The organism is Rheinheimera sp. NSM (assembly GCF_052380015.1).
Taxonomy (GTDB): Bacteria; Pseudomonadota; Gammaproteobacteria; order Enterobacterales; family Alteromonadaceae; genus Alishewanella.
In genome coordinates this window covers 676,423-696,119 of the sequence record NZ_JBQTCI010000001.1, presented here as the reverse complement: position 1 = coordinate 696,119, position 19,697 = coordinate 676,423, and the positions used below count along the sequence as shown (strand labels likewise).

Here is a 19,697-nt window from a genome sequence, read left to right as displayed (position 1 = left end):
GTTACAATGCGGCTAAAATCACTTCAGCTTTACTGACTTCAAAAGTTTTTGGTGCTTCAACATTGAGCAGGGTTACCACGCCGTTTTCGACGATCATGGCGTAACGCTGTGAGCGTACACCACCAAAATCGCCGGTATCCATGGTCAGGCCAATGGCCTTATGAAATGCTGCGCCGCCGTCGGCCAAAAACACTATTTCCTCGGCATTCTGGCTTTTAGCCCAGGCACTCATCACAAAAGCATCGTTCACTGCGATGCAAACAATGCTATCCACGCCTTTGGCTTTAATTTGATCGGCCAGGGTAATATAACCCGGTAAATGCGCCGCTGAGCAGGTAGGCGTAAACGCGCCAGGCACGGCAAACAATACCACTTTTTTATTGGCAAAAATTTGGCTGGTGGTTGGGTTCATTACGCCTTCTTTGGTCAATTGTGAAAAACTGACCTCAGGCAATTTGTCGCCGGTTTTAATCATGCTGCTTCCCCTGTTAAAGTAAACTGTTGTCAAAATAGCATTAAATTGCTGCATTAATATACACATCAAAGCGGTTATTCTTACCCGTTACCGACATAGTGGGTGCTGTTGCCGCCAAAAACTCTGCATAGCCGGGCCGCTTTACCACCACGCGTTTTTGCGCTAACTGCAGCGCCGGTGCCAACAAGGCATCGGCGTCAGTATCACTGCCAACCACGTCGTGAAAAGCGCGCATTTCTTTTTTAACCAGTGCGGTTTTATCCCGTGGCGGGAACATCGGGTCCAAATACACCACATCCACCGCAGCCTGTTGCTGTAACGCCTGCAGCGCACTGCTGTGCACCAACTGCATACGTTCGCCCAGCCAGCTAAGTTCAGCGCATTGTTTGCCACGGCGCAAACCGTCGTACAGCAAAGCAGCAACGGCCGGATTACGTTCCACCATAGTGACGTTAGCACCGAGGCTGGCCAGCACAAAGGCATCACGACCCAAGCCGGCAGTGGCATCCAGTACGGTTAAATCGCGCTTTTTATTCAGGCCGCAGGCTTTGGCAATGGCTTCACTTTTACCGCCACCATATTGGCGCCGGTAGCTGGCTGCACCGCCGGCAAAATCGACCAGGATATCGCCTTGCTTGGGTAACTCACTGTGGCGCAATACCAGCGCATTATCCTGCCAGGCCAGATGCCAACCACTGATTTTAGTGGCTAAGGTTAAACCAAACTGCTGACAGAGGCTGGCAGCATAGTCTGCGTTAAGCTCAGGACTGTGTAATAAATTCAGTGGCATTACTGCTGCATTCCGACAAAATTCTCACCAACGCTCAGCGCGATGATCTGGCTGATATGCTGCAAACTGCGACCAGATTGTTGCTGCCACGCCGTAAACTGCTGCTGGATTTGGCTTAAGCTGCGCTTACTGCTGACACCGCCGTCAAATACCTTAGTGGAGCGCAGGTAGGCTTCAACATCCTCACTTAAAATAAAAGTGTCTTTGCCTATTGCTCTTAAGGCATAGGGCCCGGTATTACCGCCCAGCCTTGCTCCGTGCAGCTTCAGGTAAGCCCATAAACCGATAATATCCGTGGTGGGCCAGTCGGCAATAAAGCGGGCGAAGCTGCCGTGTTTGCGGGCAATATCGTCAATCATCATGGCATTGTGGCGGATGGTAAACACTTTCGACGCATTGCGGATAATGCGCTCATCGCGTGCTTTGGCTTCAAGCATTTCATCGCTCATCAGCAGTATTTTTTCAATGTTAAAATCAAAAAACACCTCACAAAAGCCCGGCCATTTTTGCCGCACCACGCGCCAAACAAAACCGGACTGAAACACTTTTTTCGTCAGCTCGCCCAGCAATAAGTTGTCCGGTATGGCAGCAATCTGCTCCGGTGCCGCACTTTGCCCCAACAGGGCTTCCAGTGCTTCAGCACCACCTTTGCGCTCACAGGCGCGCTGATAAATACGTGCAAACGGCTCAGCAGTATTCACAATAAACCTTACCTTTTAGCCAAAAAAATAAGGCAACAGTGTAACTGTTGCCTTAGTATTAACGCCAGCTTCTGTGCTGTGTTTAGCCGTTAAAACGCTGCGCTGCTGCCGCTGTCTTGCAAGGTACAGACACCGTCTTTTAACGTCACCGTTGGCTTGGGCACCACGGCGCAATCCGACATTAAACCCAGCCGCTCGTTTTCCGCTTTGGCAGCAGCGTTATATTGGCTGATTTTAGCCATAATTTCATTTTCATTGCCATCTTTAACCGACACCGCAATATAACGTGCGGGGCCACCGCAAGGTTTGCTGCCAAAACCAACCACGCGGCACTGCGCCACGTTGTCCGCTTTGGCTTCACCTATCAGCGCCATCACATCGGCGCGCATAGCATTTAAATCTACCTGCTGTGCCATTTGCTGTTTCCTCGCTTTTGCCGCGGCTAACGGGTCTGTTACCGGGTCTATCGGCTCAACCACCGCTTTAGGTGGTAAACGCTCAGCAGCGGTATCAGTACCCGCCTGTCCTTGTTGGCACCCTGCCAACCCCAGTGCCACCAGCATAACCATCACTCTTTTACTGTACATATTCAGCCTCCGCTTTTGCAGTTCAGCTTGGCAGAGCCAGCCTGAATTGGCAATGAATTGTTAAGCTTAAATTAATTATTGTGCTGTGCGTGGCCAACAAGGTTTAGCCGGCGATGCCCATATGGCGCAACAAGGCTTCGTTTGATGGCTCACGGCCACGGAAACCTTTAAACAGCTCCATCGGCTCGGCACTGCCGCCACGCTCTAAAATCCAACGTAAAAAATCGCGCCCGGTGTCAGCATTAAAAATACCTTCTTCTTCAAAACGGCCAAAGGCGTCGGCCGACAACACTTCGGCCCACAGGTAGCTGTAATAACCCGCTGCATAACCACCGGCAAAAATATGGCTGAAGCCATGCTGAAACCGGTTAAAACGCGGCGGAATAATCACTGATACTTCGCTGCGTACCTCGTCCAGCATTTGCTGTACGCGACCGCCCAGCGCCGGGTCGTACTCGGCATGCAAGCGGAAATCAAACAGTGCGAATTCCAACTGACGCACTAAAAACATCGCCGACTGGAAATTTTTCGCTGCCAGCATTTTATCCAGCAAATCCTGCGGCAATGGCTCGCCCGTTTCATAGTGGCCGGATATAATCGCCAGCGCCTCAGCTTGCCAGCACCAATTTTCCAAAAACTGGCTGGGCAGCTCTACCGCATCCCAAGCCACACCGTTAATGCCGGCTACCGCTGCCGCATCTACCTTCGTCAGCATATGATGAATACCATGGCCGAATTCATGAAATAAAGTGACCACTTCATCATGAGTAAACAGCGCCGGCTTGCCGCCCACCGGCTTGTTAAAGTTACAGGTTAAATAAGCCACCGGGGGTTGCACACTGCCGTCCGGCAAAATACGCCGGCCCTGGCAGTCATCCATCCAGGCTCCACCGCGCTTTTTCGCCCGCGCGTATAAATCCAGATAAAAGCTACCGCGCAGCTCGCCCTGTGCGCCGAAAATATCGTAAAACTTAACGTCCGGATGCCACACATCCACACCGTCACGCTGCTTAACTGTTACGCCAAACAGCTTATTCAGTACGGCAAATAATCCGGCCACCACTTTATGTTCCGGAAAATACGGCCGCAGCTGCTCGTCAGAAATAGCGTATTTGGCTTGTTTCAGCTTTTCGGCATAATAGGTTACATCCCAGGCGGCCAGTTCTGTCACGCCGTATTCGCTTTGTGCAAAGGCGCTTAGCTCAGCTAAATCCTGCTCTGCCTGAGGCTTGGCACGGCGGGCTAAATCGTGCAGAAAATCCAGCACCTGCGCCGGGCTTTGTGCCATCTTGGTCGCCAGCGACTCCTCCGCTGCGTTGTTAAAGTCCAGCAGTTGTGCCAACTCATGTTTCAGCGCCAGAGTTTCTTCAATAATAGCGCTGTTATCAAACCGGCCGGCAGTCGGGCCCTGATCCGACGCCCGGGTGCAATAAGCGCTGTACAACTCTTCACGCAGTTCACGGTTATTGGCGTAAGTCATCACCGCTATGTAGCTGGGGAATTCCAGCGTAAATACCCAGCCGTCCAGTTCGCGGCTTTTTGCCTCTTCAGCGGCGGCCAGTTTGGCATCATCCGGTAAACCGGCTAAGACGGCCTCAGCGCTAATATGCTTAAACCAGGCTTGGGTGGCATCCAACGTATTGTTGGAAAATTGCGAGCCTAAATCGGATAACCGGCTTTGGATATCGCCATAACGCTGCTTTTTTTCCGCCGACAGGCCAATGCCCGACAGCTTAAAATCGCGCAGCGCATTTTGAATCACTTTTTGCTGCGCCGGCGTTAAAACGGCATATTCAGCGCTTTGCGCCAATTGTTGATACTTTTGATACAGGCCTTCATGTTGCCCCAGCCAGGTGCTGAATTCTGACAGTAACGGCAGGCAGCTCTCATAGGCTTCGCGCAGCTCGGGGGTATTTACTACCGAGTTCATATGCGATACCGGCGACCACAGCTTAGCTAAACGATCACCATCCTGCTCCGGCTGTGCGATCAGGCTGTCCCAGCTGACATCGGTGGCAGCCACAGCGCGCTCTACCGCAGCTCGGGCCTGAGCTATAGCGTGTTCTACCGCAGGCTTAACTTGCTGCGGGGTAATTTGCGAAAACGGCGGTAAAGCCGGAAAAGATAATAAAACGTTGGTGCTGGCTGACATAAAGTACCTTTGCGCAAAATATAAGTAATAGACTTAATGTTGGGGCTAACCAGACTGTTGTCAATGCTAAAGCCGGCGCAACTATCAGTATTGCCGGTATTGGCAGCGGAAATAAAGGCAAGCTATACTCTTTGCCGGTTTTGTTAATCAAGGGAATGAACTTATATGAGCATGTTACAAAAAACCGCAATCGCCACCTTGCTGCTGGCCAGCCTGAACCTCGCCGCCAGCAACAGCGAAATAGACGACGCTATAGACGCCGCCACCAAACACTATAAAGCCGGTGAGCTGTCACAAGCTATCGCCCAGCTGGATTACGCCAGCACGCTGATCCGTCAGCAAAAAGGCGAACAGGTAAAACAGGCGTTTCCGCCACCACCGGCCGGTTGGCAGGCAGAAGATGCCAACAGCGAAGTAGCTGGTGCGGCAATGTTTGGCGGCGGCATCAGCGCATCGCGCACTTACTATAATGATCAGCACCGCATAGAAATGCAGTTAATGATGGACTCACCCATGCTGCAGGCGTTTTCGATGATGCTAAGCAACCCGTCGATGATTGCCATGTCCGGCGGTAAATTAACCAAAATTCAGGGCATTCAGGCGGTACAAAAGCTGGACGGCGACAGTATGGAGCTACAGTTTGTTACGCCGGGTGGCGCCATGGTTAGCCTGGAAGGTGACAGCGCCGCCCAAAGCACTATGTTAAAGCTGGCCAACGCTATTGATCTGAAAAAGTTGTAACAACCGCAAAGTTACCCGGCGTTGTTGCTTTTACTTAACAGCAGCGCCGGGCTTGTAAAATATCGCTTTACCCCATATAACCAGTGCATTGATCTGCAATGTGGAACAGCGTATGACCCGTCATTTTAACTATCTTGCTATCGGTGCCGGCAGCGGCGGTATTGCCGGAGCCAACCGTGCGGCCCAACGCGGTGCCAGCGCCGCGGTAATTGAAGCCAACGCCGTAGGCGGCACCTGCGTTAATGTCGGCTGCGTACCCAAAAAAGTGATGTGGTATGGCGCCCATATTGCCGAAGCGCTGAAATACAGCGCAGATTACGGCTTTGACGTCACGCAAAACCGTTTTAGCTGGGCCACCCTGGTGAAGAACCGCGAGGCCTATATTCAGCGGATTCATAAAAGCTACCACAGTGGCTTTGATAGCAACGGCGTAACCTACATTGAAGGCTTTGCCCGATTTATCGATGCCCATACCGTCGAAGTCAACGGTGAGCGCATTACCGCCGACCATATTACTATCGCCACCGGCGGCCGCCCGACGCGTCCTGATATTCCGGGCGCAGAGCACGGTATAGATTCCGATGGCTTTTTTGCTTTAACCACCCGGCCAAAAAAAGCATTGGTTATCGGCGCCGGCTATATCGCCATAGAAATCGCCGGTGTATTGCATGCGCTGGGCAGCGACACCCACCTGCTGGTACGCAAAGACCGGCCGCTGCGCAACTTCGACAGCGACATCACCGATATGCTGCTTGAGCGCATGGCGCAAGATAAGCTGCAGCTGCATACCCGGTCTAATGTGAATAAAGTAGAGAAGATGAGCGACGGCAGCTTAACGGTGCATTGCGATAACGGCAGCGTATTTACTGACGTGGATTGCCTGATCTGGGCCATTGGCCGCGACCCGGCAACCGATAAACTGAACCTGGCCGCTGCCGGCGTGGCAACCGATAAAGACGGTTATATCCGCACCGACAAATACCAAAATACCAACGTGAACGGCATCTATGCCGTTGGCGATATTACCGGCGAAGCCCAGCTAACCCCGGTAGCGGTAAAAGCCGCCCGCCTGCTGGCCGAACGGCTGTTTAACCCGGCCATGAGCGATGCGCATATGGATTACGCGCTCATTCCTACTGTAGTATTCAGCCACCCGCCAATCGGCACTATTGGTTTAACGGAAGCAGAAGCTATTGCGCAATACGGCGCGGCTAATGTCAAAGTGTACCGCTCAAACTTCGCCGCCATGTATAACGCCATCACTGCACACCGTGCGCTCAGCCGCTTTAAGCTGGTGTGCGCAGGCCCGGAAGAAAAAGTGGTCGGCCTGCACGGCATTGGCGAGGGTATGGACGAAGTGCTGCAAGGCTTTGCCGTAGCAATAAAAATGGGCGCCACCAAGGCCGATTTTGACAACACTGTTGCGCTGCACCCCACCAGCGCAGAAGAGTTTGTTACGCTGCGCTAATTTGCTTACCGGCTTGACTATCACCGTCATTATCAGCAACCAGCTGCAGCCGAAACTGCAGCCCCGGCTGCATTCTGTGTGCAGATAACACCCAGCCATGCGCCAGGGCAATTTCGCGGCAAATAGTCAGGCCCAACCCGGCACCGCTATCCCGCCTGGCTTCTGCGCGCCAGAAGCGGTTAAACAACTGTGGTAATTGCGCTTCACTTACGCCCGGGCCATGGTCGCGCACGTTGATATTGTCGGCGAACACATCTACCGCCACAGTGCTATCTGCCGGTGCATGCTGAATGGCATTTTCCAGCAGGTTTTTCAGCAGGGTAAATAAAGCGCCTTTATCGGCCGGCAATATCAGGCTGGCTATATGCCGCTCCAGGCGCAATTTCACTTGTTGGTTATCAGCCATACGCTGTAAATAGGCGACAACCTCTGCCGCAATCTCGGTGGCGTCAAGCGTTATAAACCTGTAGTTTTGCTGCTCGCTGGCTTCGGCCAGCAGCAATAACTGCTGCACCTGGCGCGACATATAGCGCACATCATGCAGCAGCCAGTTACGCTGCTCTGTTGCCGGCATCAATTCCAGCTGAGCACTGATTAACGCCAGCGGGGTTTTTAACTCATGTGCGGCGGTGGCCAGAAATTCCTGCTGTACCCGATAACCATGCTCCAGCCGTTCAAGGGCCTGATTAAAACTGCTTACCAGCGGTGCAAGCTCGGTAGGCACGCCTTTAACCGGCAGACGAACATCCAGAGAATGAGGAGAAATAGTGGCGGCAGACTGAGAGATATCTTTTAGTGGCCTTAGCGTGTAGCGCAAAGTGATGTAAGCGCATAAACCAAAAGCGAGCAGCAGCACCAGGCTAAACAGGGTAACACCGGTTCCCACCAGCGGCAGCGCAATACGACGATGCATCAGCGTCATAAACCTTGTGCTGGCGATAAGCTGCAAATACCAGACGTTGTCATTGAGCATGACAGGCTCAGTTGCACCATGCATAGTCAAGCCGTCATGCTCAAAATCAAACCGGCCGCGCTCCAGTCTTAGCAGCTCTTTACTCTGAGGCCAGACAGACTCACCGGCCCCCGATTGTAAAACTACGTTACCGGCTTTATCCAGGATCCGGTACGCCGTTTCACGCGGGAAACTTTCAAACAACCATGTCACATCCTCTACCTTCGGCGCAAAGCCAACAGGCGTGCCATCGTCATTGTAGCGGATATCGTCTGCGATCCCGGCCGCTGCATCAGCCAGGTCCATCCTGGCAAGCGTATTATTTTGCAATACCCAAAGCGCAGCCAACACCAGTAGTGTGATGCTCAGCATCATCCCGGCCAGATAAGACAGTAATACCTGCAGTCGCAAACTATTGAAATTAAACATCGTGGCGAAGCGCATAGCCTATACCCCTTATATTTACTATCCGCAGCTGCGAGCCGATAGCCTGCAGTTTTCGCCGGATGCGGTGCAATGCCACATCCAGTGCGTTGGGCGTAACCGCTTCACTAAAGCCCCAGCCGGCGGCTTCAAGTGCACTGTGGCGCACCGATTCATTGCATCTGCGCACCAGTAACAACATAATTTGCAGCTCTGCCGGCGCCAGGATTTCGCATTTATCCCCGCAACACATAAGGCTGTCAGCCGGACGCAGCGTTAAGTCACCGCATTGCGGCTCCAACGCACGTACCTCTGCCGGGCGACGCAGCAGCGCCTTCACCCGCGCCACCATTTCTTCCATGGCAAAAGGTTTGGCCAGATAATCATCGGCACCGGCATCCAGGCCTTCAACCCGATCATTCAGTGCGGTGCGAGCTGTCAATACCAGGCAAGGAACTGTGTTACCACTATCACGTAACCGACGCAACAGCGACAGGCCATCGCCATCCGGCACGCCGCGATCTATCACCAGCGCCTGATACGGCACTTGCTGCAGTGCCACCAGGGCATGATCTATCCGGCTGAACATATCAGCGACTATACCGGCAGGCGCCAGCCCCTCGCATATCAACCGGGCTAAACGCTCGTGATCTTCAAGCAACAGGATACGATTCATCAGAAGCTGTAGCTATAACCGAGAAATACCCGGTTTTCAGTGGAGCGGTCAACCAAAGGGCTGTCTTTTATTTCTGTCGCTAAGCTGGTCAGGCTAACATCCAGAAAAATAATATGCCTTTGCTTAAACATATAGCCGACTCGTGCGCCTGTCTCAATATTCATTCCGGCTTCCCCCTGATAAAATGCCCGCCCTGCGGTCACTTCATTGCTGCGTACACCATAGTAGTAATCTATATGTTTTTTGTCCTGCCAGCTCACCGCTATGCGGGGGGTAAACATATAATGCTGAGCAAAATGCCAGGTTTTCTCTACCGTAAGATTAACTTCGCTGCCTTCACTGTCACCGGACACTTCAGTAACATATTCAGCACTGATATCCGCAATACTGTTTTGCCATTCTGCTTTAAAGCCGGCGCGGAAACCACCATCTCTGTCTGCCATATCATTAAGGATTGGCGCATCACTTTGCTTGTAATCGGTAAAATCGTACTTGCCGATAATACTGAAACTCACGTTATTCGACTCACTAAACTGATAACCCGGTAATTTAACCGCCAGTTCCGGCCCGCTCAGCCGGATGTAGCGGTTTTCATATGACAATATCGGCAACAGCTTATTGTCACGGTCAATACCGGTATAGGCTTTCTGGCTGGTGATAACCGCCACGCCCAAACCCCATGACGACGTGCCGTCATCCGGCTGCTGTGCAGCAACAGTCAAAGGTAAACCGCCAAGCAGCATAACTGCTGTTGCCAGCGTGCGTGTTGCTGTCGCTTCACTATAAGGCAGGGGTGAGATATACGAGCGCATAGATCAGTTCCTTTCAAATGATATTGATGTAAAAGAACTGCCATCATCCATCGCCTGACTTACCTAAAACTTACCGCAACATTTTTTTACTGTTTTTCTGTCAGTAAGTTTGCTGAAAGGCAACTTAACCGACAGTAACGCTGATGCCAGGTAAAATTGAGGAAGCAGAAAATGAAGAGGTCTCACCAGGTTGTTTTCATTGCCGCAGCGCTAGTGGTAGCCGTTACCACCGCAATAATCGTCGCTGCAGACAGCACTGATGCAGTAGCAGATAACACTGCCGTTGCAGCGGCTAAGCCTACACTTAGCGTTACCCTAACCAGGCCGCAAAGGGTTGTATTACCCCTGACTCTGTCGGCCAGTGGCAATATCTGCGCCTGGCAGGAAGCCAGCATTGGCAATGAAACCAATGGCCTGAAACTGGATCAGGTGCTGGTTAATGTTGGTGATATCGTCAAGCGCGGCCAGCTGCTGGCCAGTTTTGCCGCTGATACCGTGCTCTCTGAGCTGGCGCAAAGCCAGGCTGCAGTAGCTGAAGCTGAAGCCTTACTGGCGGAAGCGACAGACGATGTAAAACGCGCTGCAGAGCTGCAAGCCAGCGGTGCGCTGTCGGCACAGCAAATTCAGCAATACAGTACGGCGGAAAAAACCGCTCTGGCCCGGCTGCAGTCAGCCCAAGCCAGCCTGCACAGCCAACAATTACGCCTTGAACAAACCCGGGTGCTGGCACCGGACAACGGCATTATTTCGGCCCGGGATGCCACTGTCGGTGCCGTGCTGCCGCCGGGCCAGCAGCTGTTCCGCCTGATCAGGGGCGGCCGGTTGGAATGGCGGGCTGAAGTGTCTGCAGCAGACCTGGCAAAACTGCAACCGGGCCAGGTTGTTTACGTTACGCCGGTGGGTGGTGAAGCCATTACCGGTTCACTACGCATGGTCGCGCCGGTGGTGGATACCCAAAGCCGTAATGCTTTGGTTTATGTCGACCTGCCTTTGCATCACAGCCTCCGCGCCGGTAGCTTTGCCCGTGGCCGCTTTGAACTTGGCACTGCAGAAGTACTGACTCTGCCGCAAACTGCCGTGCTACTGCGCGATGGTTTCAGCTATGTGATGCAAGTCGGCGAGGATGCGAGAGTCAGACAAACCAAAGTCAGCACCGGGCGGCGCACCGCGGATTTAGTAGAAATCAGCGGCGGTATAACAGCGGCGGACCAAGTGGTGGTAACGGGCGGCGCTTTTCTTGGCGATGGTGATTTAGTGCGGATTGTGCCCCCCCAGCCTGACGCGCAGCCGTCGGCAACAACGGCCAAACTCAGCGCCACAGCAACGGCTTTGGCCGCTCAGTCAGACGACGTGATGTAAACCGGAGTATAAAATGAATTTGAATATCTCTACCCGGGCCATACGCAACCCCACGCCGGTTATCCTGTTGTTTATTCTGCTGACCTTTGCCGGCCTCAGCAGCTTTCGCGCGATGAAAATCCAGGATCTGCCTGATGTTGAATTACCCACTGTTACCGTTAGTTTGTCCTTACCGGGCGCTTCGCCGTCTCAGCTTGAAACCGATGCAGTACGTAAAATAGAAAGCTCTCTGGCTACCATACAGGGCGTTAAACACATTTACAGCAACCTGACCGATGGCGAAGCCGGTATTTCGGTTGAGTTCCGGCTGGAGCGCCCGATACAACAAGCCGTTGATGATGTACGTGATGCGGTGTCGCGCATTCGGGCTGATCTGCCGGCAGACTTGCGCGATCCGGTAGTAAAAAAAGAAGAATTGTCCGGCTCACCTATTCTGACGTACAGTCTTAGTTCTGCGCGGATGGATAACGAAGCCTTGTCGTGGTTTGTCGACAACGATATCAGCAAAACCCTGCTGGCAGTAAAAGGCGTGGGTGCGGTAGCCAGGGTGGGCGGCGTTAACCGCGAAATCCGCGTCGAGCTGGATTTTGCTGCCCTGCTGGCATTCAATACCACTGCCGCCGATATTTCCCGCCAACTACGGCTGGTGCAACAAGAAGCTGCCGGCGGCCGTGCCCATTTTGGCGGCATGGAACAATCGGTAAGAACCCTTGCAACCGTGCAATCGGCAGAAGAATTCGCCGCTATGGAGATCACGTTAACCAATGGCCGTCGTATCCGGCTGGATCAGATAGCCAGCGTATCTGACACTGTGGCAGAGCAGCGTTCTGCCGCTTTTCTGAACGGCGAGCCGGTGGTGGGTTTTGAGATAACCCGCGCTATCGGTTATGGCGAACTTGAAGTGGCCGCAGGGGTAAGGGCTGCTCTGCAACAGCTGCAAGCACAGCAGCCGGATATCAGCATAGCTGAAGTATTTAACCTGATTGACCCGGTAGCAGAGAATTATGCCGGTTCCATGCAGCTATTGTATGAAGGCGCCCTGCTGGCAGTGTTAGTGGTATTGCTGTTTCTGCGCGACTGGCGGGCTACTTTTATCTCTGCGCTGGCACTGCCACTGTCGATCATTCCGACCTTTTTAGTGATCCATCTGATGGGCTTTTCGCTCAATACAGTGACGCTGTTATCGTTATCCCTGGTGATCGGCGTGCTGGTAGATGATGCTATCGTTGAAATAGAAAACATCGAGCGCCATCTGCTGATGGGCAAAACGCCGTTTCAGGCGGCGAAGGAAGCCGCCGATGAAATAGGCCTGGCAGTGGTTGCCACTACCTTTACCTTGATAGCGGTATTTTTACCCACCGCCTTTATGAGCGGCGTAATCGGCAAGTTCTTTGTGCAGTTTGGCTGGACAGCAGCCATAGCGGTACTGTTATCCCTGCTGGTGGCCCGGCTGCTTACGCCAATGATGGCCGCCTATCTGCTGCGCGCCCCTATGCAGAAGCATCAGCTTAAACCGGAACCGGGCTGGATCCGCTACTACCTGAATCTGGCCACCTGGTGCTTACAGCACAAAGGCATAACGCTAAGCGCTGCGGCGGTATTTTTTATCAGCGGCCTTATGCTGGCGATGGCATTGCCCGGTGCCTTTATGCCGGCAGATGATAACCAGCAAACTCAAGTCAGGCTTACTCTGCAGCCCGGCACTAAGCTACAGGATACCGTAGCCCTGGCCGAACAGGCACGGCAACTGCTGCAGCAAAACGTGCAGGTAAAACAAATTTACACCGCTATCGGCAGTGGCAACTCCGGTGCATCAGATGACGGCGGCAGCGCGGCAGCCAGTGTGCGCTCAGCGGTACTTACGCTAACTCTAACCCACCGCAATCAGCGCGCCGGGGTTACCAAACAACAAATTGAACAGCAATTACGCGACACCTTAAGCCCCCTGCCAGGCGCCAGAATTAAAGTGGGCATGGGTGACAGCGAAAACTACCGTTTGGTACTGGCCGGCGAAGACAGCCGTATATTGCAACAACATGCGCTGCAGGTTGAGCGCGAGTTACGGGCAATCCCCGGCATAGGCGCTGTTACCTCCAGCGCCAGCCTGGTGCGGCCGGAGCTGCTGATTAAGCCAGATTTTTCCCGTGCCGCCGACCTTGGCGTTACCTCGTCAGCCATTGCTGATACGCTGCGGGTTGCCACCGCCGGCGACTATGAGCAGGACCTGGCCAAACTCAACCTGAGTGAACGCCAGGTACCGGTAGTGGTGCGCCTGAGCGATATCGCCCGCGAAGATTTCGACACCTTTAAACGCTTACCGGTACCAGGTGCCCGCGGCCCGGTAGCGCTGGAAAATGTCGCCAGCCTGGAAATAAGCAGCGGCCCGGCAGAAATCGCCCGCTTTGACCGGATGCGCAATATCAACTTCGACGTAGAGCTGAATAACCTGCCGCTGGGTGTGGTTGAGCAAGCCGTTATGGCATTACCCGGCCTGCAAAGCCTGCCGCCCGGCGTGTCGCAAACCGCACTGGGCGACGCTGAAATGATGGGCGAGCTGGTCAGCGGCTTCGCTATCGCGATGTTAACCGGGGTGTTTTGTATCTATATGGTGCTGGTACTGCTGCTAAAAGACTTTGTCCAGCCGGTTACCATTCTTGCCGCGCTGATTCTCTCCGTACCGGGCGCCTTTTTGGCGCTGTTTTTAACCAACTCTGCGCTATCGCTACCGGCGATGATTGGCTTAATCATGCTAATGGGCATCGCCACCAAAAACTCCATCCTGCTGATTGATTACATCATCATTGCCAGACGCGATCATCAACTAAACCGTTGGGATGCCATTATCGACGCCTGTCGCAAGCGGGCGCGGCCTATAGTGATGACCACTATTGCCATGGGCGCCGGTATGCTGCCCATAGCTTTAGGTATGGGTGGTGATCCCAGCTTTCGCGCACCGATGGCGATCGTGGTCATTGGCGGCCTTATCACCTCAACCTTTCTCAGCCTGCTGGTCATTCCGGTGGTGTACCTTGTTGTAGATGATGTCGTGCAGTGGCTGAAACCGCGCTTACGCCACTTCTCACCGCTTAATCACCAGCCCGGATAACGGGGCTGCTGCAGATAACGGGCTGATCACGTTGCATCAGCCCTATCCCGCCCGCTAACAGTCTTGTAGCGCTAACGGCTGTACTTGCGGTATCTTTGTTTCGGTTCTTACAACACCTTTGCCCAATGTTGACTAAGCTGATTTGCAGCTGCAACCGTAAACAGGATAAAAAATGGCGTTTATCAATGAGTTACTGAACGGCGACTTTATGCCACATGGCCATTGTTTGCTATGGCGCACAGATTTACTGCTGCTGCATGTGGGTGGCGATACGCTGACATTTATCGCCTATATGCTGATCCCATTGGCCCTGATAAAGCTGGTCAGAGCCAGGGATGATCTGCGTTTTGACTGGATATTTCTGCTGTTTGCCGGTTTTATTTTTTTCTGCGGCGCCACCCATATTCTCGGCATTATCAATGTCTGGCATGGCTACTACTATATTCACGGCATTATTAAGTCGATGACCGGCATTATCTCCATGCTGACGGCGATATTGCTGTGGTACTTGCTGCCGCAGGTGATAAGTTTGCCCGGTAAGCGTGCTATGGAGGCTAAAATTGTCGAGCTGATGCGGGCTGAACATGAACTGGAAGCATCAAACCAGCGGCTGGAAGCTGAGGTAAAAAAGCGCACGGCACAACTGGAAAAAATGGCTACCACCGATGAGCTGACAGAGCTGTTAAACCGGCGCGAAATTATGCGCCTGCTTGAGCTGGAAATTGCCCGCGCTGAGCGTCAGGGCACCGCACTGAGTATTATGATGCTGGACCTGGATCACTTTAAGGCGGTAAACGACAATTTTGGCCATCAGGCCGGCGATCGCGCCTTAAAAAGCGCCGCCGGAACTTTTAAACAACAGATGAGAAAAACTGACTTTATCGGTCGCATTGGTGGCGAGGAGTTTCTGGTTATTTTACCCGACACAGCTATCAGCAGTGCTTACGCTCTGGCAGAGCGCATTCGCTTGACGTTGGAGCAACACACCATTGAAAACCCGTTAACACCAAACTGTACTGCCAGCATAGGGGTAACACAGTGTCGCAGCGCTGACGATCTGCACAGCCTGATCCAGCGTGCCGATGAATCCCTGTATCAGGCAAAATCCAACGGCCGCAATTGTGTGTCTCAGGCGCCGGACTAAAACCGCTACGACCGCAGTTTAATCCGCAGTAAATAACTACTGGCGGTAATATACAGCCAGCTGTTGTCGCTACTTAATGCCACATTGGCCGCCGCGACACCGGTTTGTATTGTGCCCAGGTGTTCGCCCTGCGGCGATAACAGCCAAACCCCGCCCGGCCCGGTGGCCAATAATACGCCTGATGGCAGCACTTTTAAGCCATCGGGTAAGCCGCTGGCGGTTTTGGCTGCTGCTGTAGCATCAAAAAACAACCCTCCCTTGCCCAGGCTGCCATCTTCGTTGACGGCATAGCGCCACCACTGTGCTGCGGCAGGGTCGGAATTGGCGACATACAGCCATTGCTCGTCCGGTGAAAACGCCAGGCCATTGGGGCGCGTTAAATTATCAGCTAATAGCGTGATCTTGCCATCTGCCGCCAACCGGTATACGCCATTTACGCCTTGCTGTTTTTCTGTTGAATCATCGCCGCCTTTTAAGCCATAAGGCGGATCGGTAAAGTAGTAAGCTCCGCTGCTATGCTGCACCAGATCATTCGGGCTGTTTAGCAGCTTGCCGTTAAACTTTGTGACTAAAGTTTGATACTGCGGTACGCCATTGTCGAAGCCATTAAACAGCGCTAAGCGGCGGTCGCCATGCTGCGCCAGTACCAGCTTACTATCGCTATTAAAAATCAGTCCATTGGCGCCTTGCTGCAGGTTGTTCTGTGGATATAAACCGCTATAGCCGGACGGCTGCAAATATACTGTTAAGCCCTGTGCTTTATTCCAGCGGTAAACTTTATTCTCCGGCACATCGGAAAACAGAATATCGCCGCTACCCGGCTCAGCTATTGGCCCTTCGGCCCAGCGAAAGCCGTCGGCCAGTTGCTCCAAGGTGGCATCTGCAGCCACTACCTGTTGCATATCAGGCTTAAGCGTTAATACCGGCTGTGCCGGCAATGGCGGGTTGGCAGCCAGTACAGGGGTAGCCAATAAACACAGTATAAAAGCGGAGCAACGCATAAAAAGTCCATTAAGTCAGGCTAAGTGCTTACAGGCTAGCATTAGTACCCGTTGGAAGAAATGCTCAATTTTGCTGTTGCGGTTATGTTTATTGCTGCAACCAGGCGTGTTACGCCGTAAGCTGCGCTTGTTCTTCCGGCCGCAGTGTCAGCACTTCTGCGCCGTTTTCGGTTACGGCAATGGTGTGTTCCCACTGTGCCGACAGCTTTTTATCGCGGGTTACTACTGTCCAGCCATCTTTTTTGGTTTTTACTTTAGCACTACCCTGGTTCAGCATCGGCTCTATGGTAAATACCATGCCGGGTTTTAACAGCATACCAGTGCCGGCCGCGCCGTAATGCAGTACCTGCGGTGCTTCGTGCATGTCACGGCCTATGCCGTGGCCGCAATATTCGCGCACCACGCTGTAGCCCTTACTGCGGGCAAACTGCTCAATGGCAAAGCCGATATCACCTAAACGAGCGCCGGGTTTTACCGCTTTAATGCCCAGCCACAGCGCGCTATAGCAGTCATCTATCAAGCGGCGTGCCGGCAAGCTTAGCTCACCTATGCCATACATTTTGCTGGAGTCGGCAATAAAGCCGTGTTTTTCCAGCGTAATATCGACATTAATAATATCGCCGTCTTTCAATAGCTGCGTGGCTGATGGCACGCCATGGCATACCACGTCATTTACCGAGGTGTTCAGCACATAGGCAAAACCGTACTGGCCTTTACTGGCCGGCCGCGCCTGCAACTCATCAACTATATAGCGCTCGGCCAACTCATTAATTTGCAAGGTAGACATGCCCGCCACGATGTTGTTATCCAGCATGGCAAACACCTGTGCCAGTAAACGGCCGGCCTCACGTTGCAGCGCCAGCCCGGCGGCGGTTTTAAGCTGAACGGCGCTCATCACTGCCTCCGGCCAGTTTAAACTCTGCCTGCTGTAGCAGCATCTGCACCAACTGCTGATAATTATGCGTGGGATACAGCTCCGCCAGCATGCCCATTTTCAGCCAGAATTCGGCCTGGGCATTAATAGAGCGCGACATAGCGCCGCTGGCTTTACGAATTTCTTCATGCAGTTCATCTGCAATTTTAACAATACCCAAGGTTTTACTCCGCAGCCGGACCGGTGAATATACGAATTATATATAAAGCGCATATCGCCGTAAAGTCGCAGCGGCAGCAGGCTCAGGCTTGCTCAGCTAACAGCTTCAGTTTTTGCAGTGCTTTGGGCCAGGTGTCCTGCATATATTGCTCATACTCAGGCGCTATATCCTGCTCAATACTGACTTCAGTACCGGTTTCTACCGCACGAAAACGGTAGTTTTCATACGCCGGTGCCCAGCTGGTAACATTATCGCTGCTAAAATCATCTTTACCGGCGACAATAAAGCCCAGATGTTTAATCGAGATAAGCTCCAGCGGTTTATGTTCAGCAATAGTCGCCACCATGCCATCACCGGAGGGCGATAAAAACCGTATGGTCTCCCCCTGCTGCCAGCTGCCTTTAAAATACGAGCCTTCGCAAAATGCCGACGTCCAGTTACGGTAACCAACGTCAGACAACATCCGCTGCCACACCGTTTGCACCGGTGCATTAATCACAATACTGAAGTGAAGCTGTTTTACATTACGCATATACAATCCTGAGACCGCTATATTATTGCTGATTAACATAGCAAAAGGCCAGCATTGCGCTGGCCTTTTTTATTTAGCTGGACGGGGTTATTCCCACTCTATCGTCGCCGGTGGTTTACCGCTGATATCGTAAACCACGCGGGATATGCCGTTGATCTCATTGATAATACGGTTAGATACTTTACCCAGCAGCTCGTATGGCAGGTGAGCCCAGTGCGCTGTCATAAAGTCGATGGTTTCTACTGCGCGCAGTGATACTACCCAGTCGTACTTACGCGCATCGCCCATTACGCCTACCGATTTCACCGGCAAGAATACGGCAAAGGCCTGGCTTACTTTGTGGTACAGCTCAGCTTTGTGCAGCTCTTCGATAAAGATCGCATCGGCGCGGCGCAAAATATCGCAGTATTCTTTTTTGATCTCGCCCAGTACGCGCACACCTAAACCCGGGCCCGGGAACGGGTGGCGGTACAGCATGTCGTAGGGCAGGCCGAGCTCTAAACCGACTTTGCGTACTTCGTCTTTAAACAGCTCACGCAGTGGCTCTACCAGGCCCATTTTCATATGTGCCGGTAAGCCGCCAACGTTGTGGTGCGATTTAATCACGTGCGCTTTACCGGTGGCCGAGCCGGCTGACTCGATCACGTCCGGGTAAATAGTACCCTGCGCCAGCCACTTGGCGTTTTCCAGTTTTTGCGCCTGCTCGTCGAACACTTCAACAAACACGCGGCCGATAATTTTGCGCTTGGCTTCCGGCTCGTTTTCACCGGCTAAAGCATCCAGGAAGCGCTGTTCGGCGTCTACTTTGATAATGTTCAGGCCGAAATGGTCACCAAACATATCCATTACCTGCTTGCCCTCGTTTAAGCGCAGCAAGCCGTTGTCAACAAACACGCAGGTCAGGTTTTTACCGATAGCACGGTGCAGCAGCATGGCCACGACCGAGCTATCAACGCCGCCGGACAAGCCTAAAATAACCTGGTCATTACCAATCTGCTGCTTTAAGCGGATGATGGCGTCTTCAATAATCGTCGCTGGTGTCCACAGTTTGTCGCAACCGCAGATATCCACCACGAAGTGCTCCAGCATACGCTGACCCTGGCGGGTGTGGGTAACTTCCGGGTGGAACTGCACACCGTAGAACTGGCGCGCTTCATCTACCATACCGGCATGCGGGCAAGTGGTGGTGCTGGCGCAGGTAATAAAACCGTCCGGCACCTGTACTACTTTATCGCCGTGGCTCATCCACACATCTAACAGCGCATTGCCGCTGCTGCCGACATGATCTTCAATTTTGGCGAATAAATCGTTAGCGGCTACCACTTCTACCTGAGCATAACCAAACTCGCGCATATCCGAGCCCTGCACCTTGCCACCCAGTTGCTCGGCCATGGTTTGCATGCCGTAGCAAATGCCCAGCACAGGTACACCGGCTTCAAACACATATTGTGGCGCCCGTGGTGAGTTGGCTTCGTGTACGCTTTCCGGGCCGCCGGATAAAATAATACCGGTGGGGTTAAAGTCACGAATTTGCGCTTCGGTAACATCCCAGGCCCACAGCTCACAGTAGACGCCAATTTCGCGCACGCGGCGGGCAATCAGCTGGGTATATTGCGAACCAAAATCGAGGATTAAGATGCGGTGGTGATGAATGTTTTTGTTCATAGCGACCTTTAAAAAGTAA

General features: G+C 53.0%; 18 protein-coding genes. 5 read left to right on the top strand and 13 right to left on the bottom strand.

Going from position 1 to position 19,697, the window contains the following annotated elements; all coding sequences use genetic code 11:
- Window position 1: 1 nt before the first annotated feature.
- From ACTZWV_RS03080 to prlC, 5 genes are all read right to left on the bottom strand, one after another.
- A complete protein-coding gene (locus ACTZWV_RS03080) occupies window positions 2-475 on the bottom strand; it encodes a peroxiredoxin (RefSeq protein WP_444785124.1) in 474 nt (157 codons plus the stop codon).
- Window positions 476-515: 40 nt separating this feature from the next.
- Window positions 516-1,265: a class I SAM-dependent methyltransferase gene (locus ACTZWV_RS03075; RefSeq protein ID WP_444785123.1), complete on the bottom strand. Its 750-nt coding sequence runs from the start codon at window positions 1,263-1,265 to the stop codon at window positions 516-518.
- Window positions 1,265-1,966 (bottom strand): DNA-3-methyladenine glycosylase I, encoded by a 702-nt coding sequence (locus ACTZWV_RS03070; RefSeq protein ID WP_444785122.1) that lies wholly within the window; start codon window positions 1,964-1,966, stop codon window positions 1,265-1,267. Before ACTZWV_RS03070 ends, ACTZWV_RS03075 begins: the two co-directional genes overlap by 1 nt.
- Window positions 1,967-2,055: 89 nt before the next feature.
- Entirely contained in the window at window positions 2,056-2,553 is a 498-nt protein-coding gene (locus tag ACTZWV_RS03065; RefSeq protein ID WP_444785121.1) for a hypothetical protein, read from the bottom strand.
- A 103-nt stretch (window positions 2,554-2,656) separates the two neighbouring features.
- Window positions 2,657-4,705 carry an oligopeptidase A gene (gene prlC, locus ACTZWV_RS03060; protein WP_444785120.1) on the bottom strand — a complete coding sequence of 683 codons (2,049 nt, stop codon included), beginning with the start codon at window positions 4,703-4,705 and terminating at the stop codon, window positions 2,657-2,659.
- Window positions 4,706-4,870: 165 nt separating this feature from the next.
- Between prlC and ACTZWV_RS03055 the strand changes: the two genes are divergently transcribed.
- Complete coding sequence (locus tag ACTZWV_RS03055) at window positions 4,871-5,446, top strand: hypothetical protein (RefSeq protein ID WP_444785119.1); 576 nt, start codon at window positions 4,871-4,873, stop codon at window positions 5,444-5,446.
- A gap of 112 nt (window positions 5,447-5,558) precedes the next feature.
- A complete protein-coding gene (gene gorA / locus ACTZWV_RS03050; protein ID WP_444785118.1) occupies window positions 5,559-6,914 on the top strand; it encodes a glutathione-disulfide reductase in 1,356 nt (451 codons plus the stop codon).
- Here the strand turns inward: gorA and ACTZWV_RS03045 are convergent.
- The 3 genes from ACTZWV_RS03045 to ACTZWV_RS03035 are packed head-to-tail and all read right to left on the bottom strand — an operon-like array spanning window position 6,901 to window position 9,777.
- Window positions 6,901-8,310 (bottom strand): HAMP domain-containing sensor histidine kinase, encoded by a 1,410-nt coding sequence (locus ACTZWV_RS03045; protein ID WP_444785117.1) that lies wholly within the window; start codon window positions 8,308-8,310, stop codon window positions 6,901-6,903. The two genes, gorA and ACTZWV_RS03045, sit on opposite strands and share 14 nt — an antisense overlap.
- Window positions 8,288-8,965, bottom strand: coding sequence for a response regulator transcription factor (locus ACTZWV_RS03040; RefSeq protein ID WP_444785116.1), 678 nt, complete (start codon window positions 8,963-8,965; stop codon window positions 8,288-8,290). The genes ACTZWV_RS03045 and ACTZWV_RS03040 overlap by 23 nt, the downstream gene beginning before the upstream one ends.
- Window positions 8,965-9,777, bottom strand: coding sequence for a MipA/OmpV family protein (locus ACTZWV_RS03035; protein ID WP_444785115.1), 813 nt, complete (start codon window positions 9,775-9,777; stop codon window positions 8,965-8,967). The genes ACTZWV_RS03040 and ACTZWV_RS03035 overlap by 1 nt, the downstream gene beginning before the upstream one ends.
- A gap of 171 nt (window positions 9,778-9,948) precedes the next feature.
- On the opposite strand from ACTZWV_RS03035, the gene ACTZWV_RS03030 reads away from it, so the two are divergent.
- The 3 genes from ACTZWV_RS03030 to ACTZWV_RS03020 all read left to right on the top strand — a co-directional run bounded on the left by ACTZWV_RS03030 (window position 9,949) and on the right by ACTZWV_RS03020 (window position 15,386).
- Window positions 9,949-11,136, top strand: a complete 1,188-nt coding sequence (locus ACTZWV_RS03030) for an efflux RND transporter periplasmic adaptor subunit (RefSeq protein WP_444785114.1) — start codon at window positions 9,949-9,951, stop codon at window positions 11,134-11,136.
- Window positions 11,137-11,149: 13 nt separating this feature from the next.
- The gene (locus ACTZWV_RS03025) at window positions 11,150-14,242 is read left to right on the top strand and encodes an efflux RND transporter permease subunit (protein WP_444785113.1); all 3,093 of its coding nucleotides are present in this window, start codon (window positions 11,150-11,152) and stop codon (window positions 14,240-14,242) included.
- A 172-nt stretch (window positions 14,243-14,414) separates the two neighbouring features.
- Window positions 14,415-15,386: a GGDEF domain-containing protein gene (locus ACTZWV_RS03020; RefSeq protein WP_444785112.1), complete on the top strand. Its 972-nt coding sequence runs from the start codon at window positions 14,415-14,417 to the stop codon at window positions 15,384-15,386.
- A 5-nt stretch (window positions 15,387-15,391) separates the two neighbouring features.
- Here the strand turns inward: ACTZWV_RS03020 and ACTZWV_RS03015 are convergent, their stop codons facing one another.
- From ACTZWV_RS03015 to guaA, 5 genes are all read right to left on the bottom strand, one after another.
- Complete coding sequence (locus ACTZWV_RS03015) at window positions 15,392-16,387, bottom strand: SMP-30/gluconolactonase/LRE family protein (protein WP_444785111.1); 996 nt, start codon at window positions 16,385-16,387, stop codon at window positions 15,392-15,394.
- A 109-nt stretch (window positions 16,388-16,496) separates the two neighbouring features.
- Window positions 16,497-17,282, bottom strand: coding sequence for a type I methionyl aminopeptidase (gene map / locus ACTZWV_RS03010; RefSeq protein WP_444785110.1), 786 nt, complete (start codon window positions 17,280-17,282; stop codon window positions 16,497-16,499).
- Window positions 17,263-17,481: a ParD-like family protein gene (locus ACTZWV_RS03005; RefSeq protein WP_310204840.1), complete on the bottom strand. Its 219-nt coding sequence runs from the start codon at window positions 17,479-17,481 to the stop codon at window positions 17,263-17,265. The genes map and ACTZWV_RS03005 overlap by 20 nt, the downstream gene beginning before the upstream one ends.
- Before the next feature lie 82 nt (window positions 17,482-17,563).
- Window positions 17,564-18,013: an SRPBCC family protein gene (locus ACTZWV_RS03000; protein WP_444785109.1), complete on the bottom strand. Its 450-nt coding sequence runs from the start codon at window positions 18,011-18,013 to the stop codon at window positions 17,564-17,566.
- Between the two features lie 87 nt (window positions 18,014-18,100).
- Window positions 18,101-19,678, bottom strand: a complete 1,578-nt coding sequence (gene guaA, locus ACTZWV_RS02995; protein ID WP_092789627.1) for a glutamine-hydrolyzing GMP synthase — start codon at window positions 19,676-19,678, stop codon at window positions 18,101-18,103.
- Between the last annotated feature and the right edge of the window lie 19 nt (window positions 19,679-19,697).